The sequence below is a fragment of the Ekhidna sp. genome (assembly GCF_039940915.1).
Classification (GTDB): Bacteria; Bacteroidota; Bacteroidia; order Cytophagales; family Cyclobacteriaceae; genus Ekhidna.
The window spans coordinates 211,440-226,412 of record NZ_JBDVFO010000003.1; the positions used below are offsets into that span (position 1 = coordinate 211,440).

At 40.3% G+C, this 14,973-nt stretch carries 17 protein-coding genes; 9 read left to right on the plus strand and 8 right to left on the minus strand.

What is annotated here, in order from left to right; genetic code table 11:
* The first annotated feature begins 33 nt into the window (after positions 1-33).
* From ABJF57_RS15855 to murA, 5 genes are all read left to right on the plus strand, one after another.
* Positions 34-1,323 carry an aminopeptidase P family protein gene (locus ABJF57_RS15855; protein WP_462232307.1) on the plus strand — a complete coding sequence of 430 codons (1,290 nt, stop codon included), beginning with the start codon at positions 34-36 and terminating at the stop codon, positions 1,321-1,323.
* A 5-nt stretch (positions 1,324-1,328) separates the two neighbouring features.
* Positions 1,329-1,751 (plus strand): RidA family protein, encoded by a 423-nt coding sequence (locus ABJF57_RS15860; RefSeq protein WP_462232308.1) that lies wholly within the window; start codon positions 1,329-1,331, stop codon positions 1,749-1,751.
* A 4-nt stretch (positions 1,752-1,755) separates the two neighbouring features.
* Positions 1,756-2,202, plus strand: a complete 447-nt coding sequence (locus ABJF57_RS15865) for a DUF5362 family protein (RefSeq protein WP_462232309.1) — start codon at positions 1,756-1,758, stop codon at positions 2,200-2,202.
* A 40-nt stretch (positions 2,203-2,242) separates the two neighbouring features.
* The gene (locus ABJF57_RS15870; protein ID WP_462232310.1) at positions 2,243-2,935 is read left to right on the plus strand and encodes a DUF4290 domain-containing protein; all 693 of its coding nucleotides are present in this window, start codon (positions 2,243-2,245) and stop codon (positions 2,933-2,935) included.
* A gap of 93 nt (positions 2,936-3,028) precedes the next feature.
* Complete coding sequence (gene murA, locus ABJF57_RS15875; protein WP_462232311.1) at positions 3,029-4,336, plus strand: UDP-N-acetylglucosamine 1-carboxyvinyltransferase; 1,308 nt, start codon at positions 3,029-3,031, stop codon at positions 4,334-4,336.
* Here the strand turns inward: murA and ABJF57_RS15880 are convergent.
* Genes ABJF57_RS15880 through ABJF57_RS15890 form a run of 3 tightly spaced genes read right to left on the minus strand, consistent with a single transcriptional unit; the run spans position 4,333 to position 7,104 of the window.
* Entirely contained in the window at positions 4,333-5,016 is a 684-nt protein-coding gene (locus tag ABJF57_RS15880; protein ID WP_462232312.1) for a hypothetical protein, read from the minus strand. The two genes, murA and ABJF57_RS15880, sit on opposite strands and share 4 nt — an antisense overlap.
* A gap of 14 nt (positions 5,017-5,030) precedes the next feature.
* Complete coding sequence (locus ABJF57_RS15885; RefSeq protein ID WP_462232313.1) at positions 5,031-6,212, minus strand: aminotransferase class V-fold PLP-dependent enzyme; 1,182 nt, start codon at positions 6,210-6,212, stop codon at positions 5,031-5,033.
* Complete coding sequence (locus ABJF57_RS15890) at positions 6,205-7,104, minus strand: MBL fold metallo-hydrolase (protein WP_462232314.1); 900 nt, start codon at positions 7,102-7,104, stop codon at positions 6,205-6,207. The genes ABJF57_RS15885 and ABJF57_RS15890 overlap by 8 nt, the downstream gene beginning before the upstream one ends.
* Before the next feature lie 108 nt (positions 7,105-7,212).
* On the opposite strand from ABJF57_RS15890, the gene ABJF57_RS15895 reads away from it, so the two are divergent.
* The gene (locus ABJF57_RS15895; protein ID WP_462232315.1) at positions 7,213-8,091 is read left to right on the plus strand and encodes a TlpA family protein disulfide reductase; all 879 of its coding nucleotides are present in this window, start codon (positions 7,213-7,215) and stop codon (positions 8,089-8,091) included.
* A 50-nt stretch (positions 8,092-8,141) separates the two neighbouring features.
* On the opposite strand, the gene ABJF57_RS15900 is transcribed toward ABJF57_RS15895, so the two are convergent.
* Positions 8,142-9,449 (minus strand): hypothetical protein, encoded by a 1,308-nt coding sequence (locus tag ABJF57_RS15900; protein WP_462232316.1) that lies wholly within the window; start codon positions 9,447-9,449, stop codon positions 8,142-8,144.
* A 178-nt stretch (positions 9,450-9,627) separates the two neighbouring features.
* Here ABJF57_RS15900 and ABJF57_RS15905 point away from each other — a divergent pair, with 178 nt between their 5' ends.
* The 3 genes from ABJF57_RS15905 to ABJF57_RS15915 are packed head-to-tail and all read left to right on the plus strand — an operon-like array spanning position 9,628 to position 11,317.
* Positions 9,628-10,197, plus strand: coding sequence for a MarC family protein (locus ABJF57_RS15905; protein ID WP_462232317.1), 570 nt, complete (start codon positions 9,628-9,630; stop codon positions 10,195-10,197).
* Entirely contained in the window at positions 10,194-10,649 is a 456-nt protein-coding gene (gene rnhA, locus ABJF57_RS15910) for a ribonuclease HI (RefSeq protein ID WP_462232318.1), read from the plus strand. The genes ABJF57_RS15905 and rnhA overlap by 4 nt, the downstream gene beginning before the upstream one ends.
* A gap of 38 nt (positions 10,650-10,687) precedes the next feature.
* Entirely contained in the window at positions 10,688-11,317 is a 630-nt protein-coding gene (locus ABJF57_RS15915) for a hypothetical protein (RefSeq protein WP_462232319.1), read from the plus strand.
* On the opposite strand, the gene ABJF57_RS15920 is transcribed toward ABJF57_RS15915, so the two are convergent.
* From ABJF57_RS15920 to ubiE, 4 genes are read right to left on the minus strand one after another with little or no spacing between them, the layout of a single operon-like run.
* Positions 11,318-12,664 (minus strand): saccharopine dehydrogenase family protein, encoded by a 1,347-nt coding sequence (locus tag ABJF57_RS15920; protein ID WP_462232320.1) that lies wholly within the window; start codon positions 12,662-12,664, stop codon positions 11,318-11,320.
* 38 nt (positions 12,665-12,702) lie between these two features.
* Positions 12,703-13,455: an SDR family NAD(P)-dependent oxidoreductase gene (locus tag ABJF57_RS15925; protein ID WP_462232321.1), complete on the minus strand. Its 753-nt coding sequence runs from the start codon at positions 13,453-13,455 to the stop codon at positions 12,703-12,705.
* Positions 13,456-14,292: a type IX secretion/gliding motility protein PorT/SprT gene (gene porT / locus ABJF57_RS15930; protein ID WP_462232322.1), complete on the minus strand. Its 837-nt coding sequence runs from the start codon at positions 14,290-14,292 to the stop codon at positions 13,456-13,458. It lies immediately after the preceding gene.
* On the minus strand, positions 14,241-14,963 hold the full coding sequence (gene ubiE / locus ABJF57_RS15935) for a bifunctional demethylmenaquinone methyltransferase/2-methoxy-6-polyprenyl-1,4-benzoquinol methylase UbiE (RefSeq protein ID WP_462232323.1): 723 nt from the start codon (positions 14,961-14,963) through the stop codon (positions 14,241-14,243). Before ubiE ends, porT begins: the two co-directional genes overlap by 52 nt.
* Between the last annotated feature and the right edge of the window lie 10 nt (positions 14,964-14,973).

A 14,973-nucleotide genomic window follows, 5' to 3' on the forward strand; every position in this document is an offset into this window, starting at 1 on the left:
TCGATTTTTTTAAAATCAGAACTAAGATAACCCATGCGATACGATCCAATTGACAACCAACTATTTATTCAGAATCGTGACAAGCTTGCAAAACGCATGAAGCCACGCTCTGTAGCTATTGTTCACTCCAACGATATAATGCCTACGAATGCGGATGGAACAATGAAGTTTGTACAAAATGCAAATATGCTGTGGCTTACTGGCGCGGATCAAGAGGAGTCCATTGTATTGATTGCACCTAATTTCCCAGACGAAAAAATGAGGGAAATCTTGTTTGTAAGAGAGACAAACGAAGAAATCGCAGTTTGGGAAGGACATAAGCTCACCAAAGAGGAAGGAACTGCTATTTCAGGTATCAAGAATGTAAAATGGACCTCAGAATTTGAAAAGATCTTTTATACCATATTGGCGGAGTGTGATCACATCTATCTGGATAGTAATGAACATATCCGAAATGCAAGCGAGGTAGAAACACGAAACGCTCGATTTGTCAAAGAATGCCGTGCATTATACCCACTCTATCAGTATGAACGGCTTTTCCCCATTCTTCAGGATTTGAGATGCATTAAGTCTCAGTTTGAAGTGGATATCATCCAGGCAGCTTGCGACATCACAGAAAAAGGGTTTAGGAGGGTTTTAGATTTTGTAAAACCAGGTGTGATGGAGTATGAGATTGAAGCGGAGTATTTGCATGAGTTTGTAAGAAACAGGTCCAAGGGATTTGCTTATACACCTATTATCGGTGGAGGTGGGAGTTCGTGTGTACTTCACTACATAGAAAACAATCAAGCATTGGAGGATGGAGATGTTTTGTTGATGGACGTAGGTGCTGAATATGCCAACTACAATTCCGATATGACACGCACGATTCCAGTTAGTGGGAAGTTTACCGACCGTCAACGTAAAGTATATGATGCAGTATTAAGAGTGAAAAATGGGGCAACAGAAATGCTCAAGCCTGGCAACAGAATACCGGAATACCATGCGGAAGTAGGTAAGCTGATGGAGGAGGAGTTATTGAATCTAGGTTTGATAGATAAAACAGATATCAAAAATGAAAACCCGGATTGGCCGGCTTACAAGAAATATTTCATGCATGGCACGTCACATCACATAGGCTTAGATGTCCATGATATAGCATCTATATACAAAGTTTTTGAACCAGGGATGGCCTTTACAGTTGAGCCAGGGATTTACATTCCAGAAGAGAATATTGGGTGCCGCCTCGAAGATGATATCGTCATAACAGAAAACGGGCACATCAACCTGATGAAGAATATTCCAATCGAAGCAGAAGAGATCGAAGAGATAATGAATAAATAAGCTTTATGAGTAGTACGAAATTTGATTCAGACAAAGCTCCTGAACCCGTTGGGTTATATCCGCATGCCCGACAAGTTGGCAACTTGCTGTTTCTATCAGGAGTTGGTCCCAGAGAGCGTGGAACTAAGAAAATTCCAGGCGTAGAGTTGGATGATCAAGGCCGAATAATAAGCTATGATATAGCTGAGCAATGTCATTCCGTTTTCAAAAACGTGAGACTCATCCTGGAAGCATCCGGCGCTTCCTGGGATGATTTGATCGATGTTACGGTCTTTCTCACAAATATGAAAGATGACTTTAAAACGTACAATGAGCTTTATGCGGAATACTTCAAGGACAATCAGCCCTGCAGAACTACCGTCGAAATCAATTCACTACCAACTCCCATCGCGATAGAGCTCAAATGCATTGCAGCAATAAAGAAATAGAATAATGGAAGAGAATGAATCAGTGTTAACAGAAGTGAACGAATTAGTTCTAACCAAGGCAGATAAAAATAATTTTCTAGAGACAGCTAAATGGGGGAAGTTTCTTGCTATTGTCGGATTCGTAATGAGTGGATTAATGATTTTAGCAGGTTTTTTTATAATGGGAGCAGGCTCAATGATCGATGAGATGCCATTTGAGCCCGGAGCATTTGGTATCATTTATATTCTTATTTCATTGATTTACATTTTCCCATCACTTTACCTGTTTCGATTTAGTTCCCAAATGCAAAGAAGTATCAGAGAACAAAGTCAGCACCAATGTTCCGAAGCTTACAACAACCTTCGAAGGCTATTTGTGTTCATGGGAGTGTTTACCATTATTATGTTATCCATTTATGCGTTAGCCATTCTATTTGGTGTCCTTGGAGGAATGATGTGGGGAATGCTTTAATCTATTGTTGAATTACCTATTTTTGAGGCTTAATATTATTATGGAAAGATCATTGGAATACAATACTCAGCGTGCTCATTTAAAATTGAGAGAGTATGGAAGGAATGTGCAGAATCTGGTAGCGCACTTAAAAACGATTAAAGAACAGGAAGAGCGAAACAAAAAAGCAGCTACTTTGGTGGAGTTGATGAAACTTATCAATGCTGATTTGGGTAACGATAGCGAGACGGATCAAAAAGTATGGGATGACCTCCACATCATCTCTAATTTCGAACTGGACATAGAAGGTCCGTTCCCTAAGCCAGATGCTTCCGTATTGAACAAAAAGCCGGAAAGGCTAAACTATTACTCCAACGAGATCAAATACCGTCACTATGGGCGTAGCGTAGAGCTTTTGATCGATCAGGCTATTGCCATGGAGGATCCCAAGGAGAAAGAAGGGGCTGTAGTGGCTATTGGTAGATTGATGAAAGGATTTTTCCAAACCTGGAATAAAGAGAGTATCGAGGATGAGCAAATCCTAAAGAATATCAAAAAGATGTCGAATGACCAATTAGACATCAATATTGAGACGGTAAAAGAACTTGGACTTTTCGATTCTGATAAAAAACCATCAGGAAGAAGAAGCAATAGCAACAGCAATCACAAAGGCCGTCGCACCAACAATCAAGGTGGCAAGGGCCGTCGCAACAATAACCAGGGCGGAAGAAGCAATAATCGAAGAAGGAATTAATTTCTTTTCAAGAAATAGTTGAATAGTTGATTGGTGATTTACTCAGGTAACTCTTTATTTGTTGATACTAATCCATTAACTAATCACTAAATAATGTCATCTTTCCGGGTAGAAGGCGGTCACCAGCTTAACGGTGAAATCATCCCTCAGGGAGCAAAAAACGAAGCACTTCAGATCATTTCCGCAGTTTTATTGACGGATCAGGAAGTGGTAATCAATAAAATTCCACAGATCCGGGATGTACTGAAACTAATTGACTTACTCGCGGATATGGGAGTGTCGGTTTCTCAAAACAGTAGTGAGTCCTACACCTTTCAGGCAGCCAATGTCAATCTTGACTTTTTGAATACAGAAGATTTTAAAGAAAAGGCGTCTGCTCTACGTGGTTCAATTATGATTCTGGGGCCACTGTTAGCACGTTTCGGTACTGGCCGTATGCCAAAACCAGGAGGGGATAAAATTGGTAGACGAAGACTGGATACACATTTCGTAGGCTTTGAAAAGCTGGGGGCAAAATTCAATTATGATTCAAAAACCTCTTTTTACACCGTAGACGGCACCAACCTAAAGGGTGCATACATGTTGCTGGATGAAGCATCTGTCACGGGGACTGCAAACATCATTATGGCAGCTGTAATGGCGGAGGGGTTAACAACCATCTACAATGCGGCTTGCGAACCCTACATCCAACAATTATGCAAGATGCTCGTACGCATGGGTGCAAATATTGATGGGATTGGTTCGAATTTATTAAAAATTGAGGGTGTAAAAACGCTTGGCGGAACCGAGCACACAATGCTACCTGACATGATTGAGGTTGGTAGCTTCATTGGCTTAGCCGCCATGACAGGGTCTGATTTGACCATCAAAGATGCTCAAATCAAAGAGTTGGGCATTATTCCAGATACATTCAGACGACTGGGAATCAAGATGGATTTTCAAGGTGATGATATCCACATTCCAGCACAGGAGCATTATGAAATTGAATCCTATATTGATGGATCCATCTTAACCATCGCTGACGCGATTTGGCCAGGATTAACCCCTGACTTGCTGAGTGTGATACTTGTTACAGCCACTCAAGCAAGAGGAACTGCATTGATTCATCAAAAAATGTTTGAGAGTCGCCTCTTCTTTGTAGATAAACTTATCGACATGGGAGCACAAATTATTTTATGTGACCCACACCGAGCGACTGTTATTGGATTGGATCGAGCATATGCATTGCGAGGAATAACGATGACTTCTCCGGATATACGTGCAGGAGTTTCCCTACTAATTGCCGCTATGTCAGCGGAGGGAGTTAGTACGATTCATAACATAGATCAAATTGATAGAGGCTATCAATTTATAGACGACCGACTCAATGCCCTTGGAGCAAAAATTGAAAGAGTCAATTAATTTGAAGAATCTTCAAAAGTGGTCACGCGATTAATTTTCGCTTTTCGGGTGTTCAATTGAATCTTATATCTAAAACTTGCACGGCAATCATTGGCAATGATGTTATAGTACATATGCTTATGATCGTATTTCCCAGGGGAAAAAGTAAAAGTATCACTGTCAGCATCTATTTCTATTAGATCAATAAATCCGTTATTGTAAAAATCCCTTATCACCAGATGGTATCCTCCCGAATATCGGTAGTCGGGGTTGGCCCATTTGAGGGTTAGAGATGCGGTATCTGAGTTTATGACGGTGACGTTTTTTTGATCCAACTCAATGCGATCTACTTCAAAATGTCGATCGCTTCCAGGTACAACCAATGTTTTATAGGTGAACTTACACATGATCATTCCTTTCTTCTTCAGCTCTTTCGTCAAATTCAGATGTGTTTCATACCATTTATTGTGTCTGGCGCTTTCCGCTCCAACGAGGTAATGCCCTGCTGCAAGCTTCATGTGCATTGCAGATTCTACATCCAGCGTCAGATAACCTTTCTCATCAATTGAAATGGCATCCTCTTTTGATAGGAAATCACCTTTCTTGACTTTGTCTCCCTGTTGGTTTTTAACCTTTCTGGCTTCAAGGACTTCATATTGTCCTAATGTGACAAAAGGATATACGAATATGATTAAAGACAAACAAATGAATTTCATTAGATATTCTCTATTACATCTGATACACGGTCTATTTCAGTTAAAGTATTGAAATAGTGTGGTGAAAGTCTAACGACCCAATCAACGTTTTTCTTATTGAAATCAATAAATCCCCATTCTTTCTTGCTTACGCTGTAAAGAATCTTATTCTTGTCTAGTACTGTTTTGATCTCATCAAGTGATTTTCCATCTTTTCGAAAAGTAAGAATATTACCCTGACTACTGCCACGGTCGTACATCTGCACACCACTAATATGGCTTAGGTTATTTCTAAAGTGAGTCATAAGCTTTTCATTGTATGATTCGATAGAATCTAATCCAATACTGTTTGCATAGCGAATAGCCTCTGAAAGACCGAGTTGTAGAGCGTAAGATTTTTCCCACATCTCAAAACGTCCAGCACCCGAAATCATATCATAGTCGTTCTCCTGATTCCAAATGGCTCCAAAGCCATCAATCATGAGTGAATAAATACCTGAATCAAGTAATTTGTCCGAAATGAAAAGAAGTCCGGTACCTCGAGGACCTCTGAGAAACTTTCGCCCAGTTACGGTAAGGAAGTCACAATTCAGCTCGTTCACATCCAGCTTTAGCTGTCCAGCAGATTGGCAGGCATCCAATAAAAATGGAATGTTTTGTTTTTGACAGATATCACCTATGGGTTTTACATCCTGAATCAAACCAGAATTGGTAGGAATATGACTAACGGAAACAAGTTTGGGGTTAGTATCTTTTACCAACGTTCGGAAGCTGTCAATATTTAAATCACCATTTTTAAGATTTTCGATTCGAAGTACCCTTACTCCAGATTTTTTTTGAAGTGAAATAAAATGAATGTAATTGGACGCATAATCATCATCGGTGGTAATGATCACATCATTTTTTTTGAAGTCAAAAGATAGCAAGGCCCTGAGGTAAGAATCCGTGGCACTGTTAGTGAAAGCAATATTTCTTGGGGAGCATCCAAGCATTTGAGCAGCATTTTTGTAGAAATTGGAAATGTCATCACTTACTAGATTGGCTGCTTCATAGCCACCCATGTGCTCTTCTAGATCGAGGTGCCTTTTTATGGCCGCTGAGACAGACTTTGGCGTGAGCGAAGATCCTGCACTGTTTAAAAAAATCTTATCACCGTAATCCTTGATATCATTTCTGATTTTATCAATATCTATGCTAATCATATCTTTTTCCCTGCTCAGCTATATTATAACCTTTCTTCAATACATTTATTTTCGTTTGCCGATCAAACAACAGTGGGTTGGTGTGATTGAAGTGAATAAAAACAACTTTACGCTTCAATGTGCGAGATTCATCTTTGAATAGGTTCATGGTTTCTTTTACAAATGGATGAGGAACTTCACTCATTGCTCGATTAGGAAGCTCACCATCTGCATAGAAAGTAGCATCAAGAAACGCATATTCGATAGCGGTATCTTTAAGTATATCTACGATGCTTTGATCCCACTTGCTCCACTTATCTATGTCAGGGATGAATAAGTAGCTTTTGCCTTTCTTATTTATTTTAAATCCTGCCGTTTCAGAAAACTCGTCCCTGTGTGGAACGGTAAAAGCCGCTACGGTAAGGCCCTGCTTTAGCTCAACAGCTAAATCCTTAGTCAAGACCACAGGATCAATGTTTCCGAGTTTTACCAGCTGACTCCAAGGGCCATTTGTTTGAAGAAATTCTATCATGCGTGGTAGTGCATACACCTTCACTCCCTTAGCACCCATTGCTTCTCTTCCAAGCGTTATCAGTCCGGCATAGTGCCCAATGTGCGCATGTGTCAGAAAGATGCCAGATGGAAGGTAAGGGTATACCCCCTCTGTCAATTCACTGAAATATTGAAGTTGATCATCCATATCTGGAGATGCCTCAAATAGCCACCATTGCTTAGTTTCAGAATCCACAAGTGCGAGTGATGTGATAAATTTTGCCAGTTTCGGATCTTTATATGCCTTTTGACACTCGTTTTGACATCCGATGTGCGGAAACCCACCATCCTGAGCAGTGCCCAAAACAATGACTTCCTGACCTAAACACAGGTGTGCAAGAAGTGAGAGGGAGATGATCATTTTTAGTCTCATGATATAAAACTACAGGCTTAACATCTCATTAAGAAATATTAAGAATCCATTAACAGTGACCGTGAAATGTCCTCGTCTTCTTTGAAGAAAAAAAATATGAAGACACTAGCACTATTACTTTTATCGACATCATCCATCCTTTCATTTGCACAGCCACTTAATCGAACCTTCGAAAGTGCCAGTGGTAGAACAATGTTGCTTGGAGAAGTCAGCCTCGATCGACTGGCTGAAGACCCTTTTGGGGAATGGTATACGAAAAATTATGCTGAATATCAGATTGAGAAAGCTGATATGGATTTATCTCAAGCCGATTCCATAACCATTTTCATGGGCACGTGGTGTGGAGATAGTAGAAGAGAAGTACCTCGTTTTGTTAAAATCTTGACGGCAGCCAACTACGACTTGGCAAAACTTAAAATACTATGCTTGAATACTGGATTTCAAAATTATAAGCAAGCCCCAGAGCGAGAGGAGAGAGGGATGAATATACATCGTGTACCCACATTTATCTTCCATGATCAAACGGGGGACGAAATTGGTAGAATTGTGGAAGAACCGGTTACTTCGCTTGAGCAAGACATAGCTGCAGTACTTGCTGGTGAAGAGTACAATACAGCTTATCCGGTGGCCAATCAACTCATCAAATATTTTGATAAATACTCCTTGAAGGAGCTCAAAAAAATGAAGCCTAAGCTACTGGACGAATTTAAATCTGGAGAGAATATGTATGAACTCAATACCTACGGGTACGTGTTATGGTCATCTTTTCAAATACCCGAGGCTCAGTTTGTGTTTGAGCTAAATGCAGAACTATTCTCCAATGAGATCATGGTTCATCAAACGAAGGCAAGGTTTATGGATTCACTTGGTAAAAACAAGGAAGCCCTTGCTTCAGTGAAAAGAGGGCTTAAAATAGAACCAGAAAATGAGCGGATGGTTGAGATGCAGACACGCCTGAAAGCTGAAGCAAATTGATTGAAAAAATGGGATAACTTCCATATTCCTTAGAAGTTATCCCGTTTGTATTACCTACGTTGGAGGTTTACTGTGGTATTGATCCAGCATCCAATAGTCACCTGATCCCCTTCTTCTTTTGATTCATTAAAAATATCTTCGATGGAAGGAAATTGCTCTTTGGAGGCTGCCATCTGTGCAGTATTTCCTGCTTTTTTGTACATGTCATACGCGGCAATGAATATTGCCCGATCTTGAACTTGACTCTTTTCACCCTTACAATCATCAAAACTCGTGAAGTATAAATTGCCAATGAGGTTGTATGCTTCTTTGCTTCCTGGTTTAGCACTCAGTGCTTCATAAGCCAAAGCTCGTGAGCGAGACTTATTGCCAAGCTTACTGTTTGCTATCGCTTGTCCCATGTATGCACTATATTTTTCATCATTCGTAGATGCTAGCTTAAGTGCTTCAGAATGATACTCAAGACCTTTGTTGACCTCACCATTGGCTAAATACTTGTTTCCAATAGCACTGGCAAGAACAAACGATGGCATCTCCTTAAACACCGGCTCACTTGCTTCTAAGAAGTACGGTTTAGAAGTACATTTAGCTTCCACAGAATATTTAAAGATCTTCTTAGCGGTATTCAAATCAGAAGGATTAGCTCGAAACTTGGGAACTAATTTCTCCTCAATAAACTCGCAGGTTAAGATTCCGGGGATTGAACTTAACCAAGCATCTGTTTTTGCTTGTTCTTTATTCAGTTTCTCGATATTTCCACCGTCTTGCTTCTTCATTTCAATGGTTTCTGAAACTAATGTGTGTATATCAAGGACTCTTTCTGGTGTCATTTTGGTAGGAGCAACCTTGTGATAGTTCTTTGCAAGAAACATGTAGGTGTTTAGATTACTTATAAGAACTTCTGGACCATTCATTTCGTATGCTTTGGCAAAAAGTTCGGAGAGCATCTCGTATTTTTTTGGATTCCTGTAGTACAGCTGAAATGCTTTGAATGCTTTGTAGTTTACTGTAGATGCATCGTTATCGAAATACTCGATTCGCTTATCAAACATCCAAAGAACAGAATCTTGCAAACCGTCCTTTCGAGACTTGTCGGTAGTCTTTTTCATTATTTCGTCCAGACAGTCTACTCCCTGAATATAAATGGATGGATTTAGGTTTGGATTGTTTTCATAAAGCCAGTTGAGTGGAACCATGGCCTCATCAAATTTGCTTTGAGCAATCAAAAGCTTGTAATAGGCTTGCTTTTCCATTGCCTGAGTCTTCATTTCTGGATCTTCGGGCCAGTTCCAGCCCTGTTGAGCAATGGAACAAGTAGAAGCAAACACAAGTAGTGTAAAAAAAATAGTTTTAGTCATGTCCTTTTGAGTTGAAATTTTCGTTTTCCCTTTTGTAATATTATTCAGGCGAAAACAGTGCCAAATGATTCTTGCTAGGTGCTCATTAAAATGATTTGCAAAATGAATAAATTTTTATGCTATTACGGCTGTTCAGCACATTAGTTTTGTGTTAAATTTTACATAACAAACTAAGCTGATGTTCAATTTTAAAGAAATCATTAGTGTTTCGCTTATTCTTTTCTCTGTAATAGACATTATTGGGAGTGTTCCAATAATTATTGATTTAAGAAAAAAGTTTGGTCATATACAGTCAGGGAAAGCTACGCTGGTCTCCGGGATAATCATGGTTATTTTCCTTTTTTTAGGCGAAAGCATCCTTCAGCTCTTCGGAATAGATATTAGTTCATTTGCCATTGCAGGAGCTATCATTATGTTTCTGCTGGGAATGGAAATGATTTTGGGTCTGCAATTTTTTAAATCGGATCCTGAGGAATCCAAAAGCGCGTCCATTGTACCTCTTGCTTTCCCGTTGATCGCAGGGGCTGGAACAATGACAACTCTGGTGTCTTTAAAAGCAGAATTTGCCACCACGAATATTCTCATCGGTGTTGTTGTAAACCTGGCGTTTGTTTACCTCGTTTTAAAAACGAGCGGATGGCTGGAACGAAAAATTGGAAAAGCAGGCTTCAATGTTCTTAGAAAAGTTTTTGGAATTGTATTGTTAGCCATTGCTATTAAAATCTTTAAAAATCATTTGCTTACATGATATCAATGTTTACTGATGGAGCAGCGAAAGGCAATCCAGGCCCAGGTGGATACGGCACCATTTTGAGATATGGTGAAAAAGAAAAAGAACTATCTGATGGCTTTCGAATGACAACCAACAATAGGATGGAGCTACTGGCGGTGATTGCAGGATTAGAAGCAATAAAGAAACCCGGATGGAAGGTGTTGGTAGTTTCCGATAGTAAGTATGTGGTTGATTCTGTAACAAAAGGCTGGCTCAAAGGCTGGGTGGTGAAAGATTTTAAAGGAAAAAAGAATCGCGACCTTTGGGAACGCTACCTTAAGGCGGCAGCTCCACATGATGTGAGATTCAAATGGGTGAAGGGACATGCAGGCCATGCAGAAAATGAAAGATGTGATCAACTGGCTGTAGAGGCCGCTGAACGAAAAAAGTTAAAAGTAGATGAGGCTTTTGAGAAAGGAATGAGCTGATGGCTTATTTTAGTACGTAAATACATTAAAGAACCGGAATGAATTCAAATAGAGGCTTTTATTATTTCCTATTTGCAGCGATTGTGATAGGGTCGTTGGTTACCTACTTTAAAATCCAGCGCGATTATAAAATGGAGAATCCAAACTTAACTGATTTGGCCACAGAGCCTGACCTGTTGATGAATACCGCCGATAGGACCTTGCAAGATCATAAATCGCTAACAGCAATCAAATTTCTGGAGGATGCCATCAAGATGATGAAGCTTTTGGAAAAAGATGGTGATAGTGTAAGCACTGGTGCCATCGAAGTAGCCATCTATGACCTTGAAGTTGTGGAAGGACATATAAAAGCGGAAGACATTAATGAGGATTTGATGTATGAGGCCTTTGCAGATGCGATGAATTCCTTAGCGTTTGCTTCATTGAGGGTTTCTGAGCAATTTATCAGAGAAGGAAAAAAAGAGGAGGCACGAGTGACCATCAATCATGCAATGGATCACCTACAGAATTCGATACGTTTTGCTAGAGGCCAACAGAAAGAAGATGAAATTAAGATTGCAGGTCATCTGCAACGACTGATTGATCAGCATCTGGACGGTGATCTTACACAAATTGATCTGATAATGACTGAGATTGATTCAGTGATCAAGGCTCACGTTATTAAATAATCAATAAAAAGTAGGCTCTACCTCACGCTCATTAAACACCAAACCTGTCTTAGTGAGCTCAGCGAGCACTGGCTCGTATATCTGTTTCTTAATAGGTACATGAACGCCTGTTAAGCTTATTTCACCTTTCAAAATAAGTTTTGCAGCGATGGCAAGAGGTAGACCCACTGTCTTAGACATAGCAGTGTTTACATCATCGTCACCCAAAGCGACCATACTCGACTCTATCTGACGTGGTTTGCCATCCGAAAGGAAGTTGAATTTGTGCCACATCACAATCATGTCCTTGTCATTTTCATCTAAGGTCCACTTCTTTTTAAGAATATGTTCAAGTATTTGTGCAGGAGTACCTTTTTTTAGACCTACAAGGTCTTCATCAAACATACCCAACCACTTGAGCTTGAACATGATGCCATTGTCTAAATCAAGATTTAGGTAATGAGCAAGCTTAAGTTCGATGGAGTCATTGGGATTGTATGAAAGAAATGAATTGATGAATTGACGATGAGTCATTTCTGACACATTTTCCATCTCATATGTATCATCGGTAGCACCAAGCTGCACAAAGACGTCCCATGCTGAGCAATATCCGGGCCTTCGCAGGGTGCCACGGTAGAGTGTGCGAATTCCCCTTAAATTATAGACATCCAGGTATGCGAGCGAATCTCGATTGGCATAGCCTTCGAAATATCCGTAATCTGGGATGTAGATCGTCTCTGTTCTTCTGAATAGTTTCTGGTAGGGAATGTACTTATAGCGTCCTTCCTGAATAAACTTGCAGCTTCCCTGACCCGCTAAAACTACATTCCTCGGATTCCATGTAAATTTATATTTCCAGGGATTGTCACCAACAGATTCTTCCGCCACAAGACCTCCAGTAAAAGTCTCAAAACCAGTAAGTTCACACCCTTGCTCACGTAACTCGTCCAATACCTTCATGGCAGACATGTGGTCAATTCCTGGATCAAGCCCCATCTCCATGATCATCAACTTACCTGCATTTTCAAACTGATCATTCAGGGCTTTAATCTCTTCGGTAAGGTATGAGGCTGTTAAAAAATGCTTTTTTAACTCCGCGCATTTACGCGCTACGTGGATGTGCAGAGAGGCAGGAAGCATCGATATAATCAAGTCATGATTGCCAACCAGATTTTCTAAAAGCTCAGCATCAAAAACATCGAATGGTACAGCCTTGGCATTTTTATGACCGCCTATTTTTGTTTCAGCTAGTTGGGGGTCTTTCTCAGCAATGGTAATAGTCCAATTTTCTTCAACGGTATGCGTAAGTAGATAATTGATAAGCGCGGTGGATGATTTGCCTGCGCCAATGATCAGGATGTTTTGCATGCAGCAAATATGTGTTTATCGGAATACTTAAGAAAAGACTATGAGCTTTTTTTATTCACAATTGTGCTACTTGCCTGATCTGTAGGCAGAATGAGTAAATCTCCAATCATGACATGAGGTGGACGGCTGAGCACAAACTCGATTGTTTCGGCAACATCAATGGCTTTTAGCGGAGTATAATTTTCATAGACTTTACCGGCTTTTTCAGAATCACCTTTAAACCTAACCTCACTAAATTCTGTTTCCACTAATCCTGGATCAATGGAAGATACCTTGATTCCATGCGCATTAAGATCCATGCGCATCCCTTTCGTTAGGGCGTCTACAGCATGTTTAGATGCACAGTACACATTTCCACGCGTATAAACCTCCAGACCTGCAATCGAACTGATGTTGATGATGTGCCCTTTCTTTCGTTCCACCATTCCCGATATCGCCGCTTTGCTCACATAAAGCAAACCTTTTACATTGATATCCATCATGGCATCCCAGTCTTCCGTACTACCATCTTGAATGAGATCGAGACCGTGCGCATTTCCAGCATTGTTGATCAGTACATCTATTGCTTGCCATTCTTCTGGGAGTGATTCAAATGCTTCAAAAACTGCTTCTTTGTCTCTTACATCGAAAGACAAGATTTGGCATTCACTTTCAAGCTCACGCTGAAGTTTTTCTAATCGTTCTTTTCTACGACCACAGATGATGAGGCGATATTTTTTGGACAATAAACGAGAGGTTGCTTCTCCTATGCCGCTTGTGGCTCCTGTGATGAAAGCGATAGGTTGACTCATTTAGCTCCTTCCTTTACTTCCTTTTAATCTTTTCTTTTGTCTTGCCTTGATCTGGCCAGCACCTTTCAAAGTCTTGCCAAGCTTTCTTTTAGAACTAGGTCCACCCTCGAACGTAATGAAAATGCCCAGATTTTGTGTGGTGAGCTTTTCCAGTCCAATGCTAAAATCATTTGGATTATCAGATAGCATATTTCTAAGCCCATAAGAATACCTGATCTCTGGGGAGAATTTAAAAAATGGATAAAAAATATCAAGACCCACGCCCACATCTATCGCCAGATTCCAGTTTTTCAACTCCAACTTTTGTGTTACATCCTGCTCATCCCCCTTACCGGATGCCTCCAGCGATGGGTTAACTCCAAAAACCATATACATTGCGATATTCCCTCGCCTGGCAGATTTATACTTTAAAAGCAGCGGTAATTCAACCATCGTAGCATCCTTGAGCTCTCTTTGGGTGATGCCATTGGTAAATCGGTAATTCAAATCGTTTTCATAGAATCCGACCGTAGGAAGCAGCCTGAAATCAAGGTATTTGGAGATTTTCATATTAATCACAAATCCCAACTTGAAACCACCAAGATTTCCAGGGACGATGGAGTGGACAGTGTCCATCGCAGGAGATGTGAAATAGTCCGAGTACTTAATGACATATTTGGAAGAATGCACACCGATGAGGAATCCATAATGAATCCATTGATCTTCATAATTGAGCAGATTGTCAGAAGGATTGTTCTGCGCAACCGATGAATGTGCCAAACCTAAAATCAACAGGCAGGCGAGAGCTATTTTTCTCCCACGTATATAGAGCTGATTCCTAGCGTTAATGGCTTGCATTTCGTGTTTTTATATCCTGTTTTCGCTAGAACCTTGAGAAATTCATCTCCAAACGGAAATTCATTTACTGATTCTGGCAAGTATGTATAGGCAGCATTGTCTTTAGAAACAATTTTGCCAATCTTCGGTAATATCCAACGAAAATAAAAATTATATAATTGTTTGAATGGAAATACCGTAGGTTTTGAAAATTCAAGAATAATAGCTCGTCCTCCAGGCCGCAGCACGCGGTTCATTTCAGAAAGTCCTTTTTCCAGGTTTTCAAAGTTCCTCACCCCAAAAGCAACGATGACTGCATCGAACTTATTATCCTCAAAATGAAGGTTTTCCGAATCACCAGACTGCATGTCAATGATATCGGAGTAGCCTCGTTTCTTCATTTTCTCCCGACCCACATTTAACATTCCTTCGGAAATGTCTACACCTATGACCTTTTCAGGATTCAACTTCAAAGACTCTATGGCAAAATCCCCTGTACCTGTGGCTATGTCAAGGATTTGCTTTGGTTGAAGGTCATGTAGCAACTTGATGCCTTTTTTTCTCCATCTGATGTCAATTCCAAGACTTAGGAAGTGATTTAGAAAGTCATACTTGCCAGAAATGCTGTCAAACATTTCAGCTACCTGCTTCTTCTTTGCATCCGACTTATCTTTGTAAGGTAGTACCGTCATAATTGCCGCA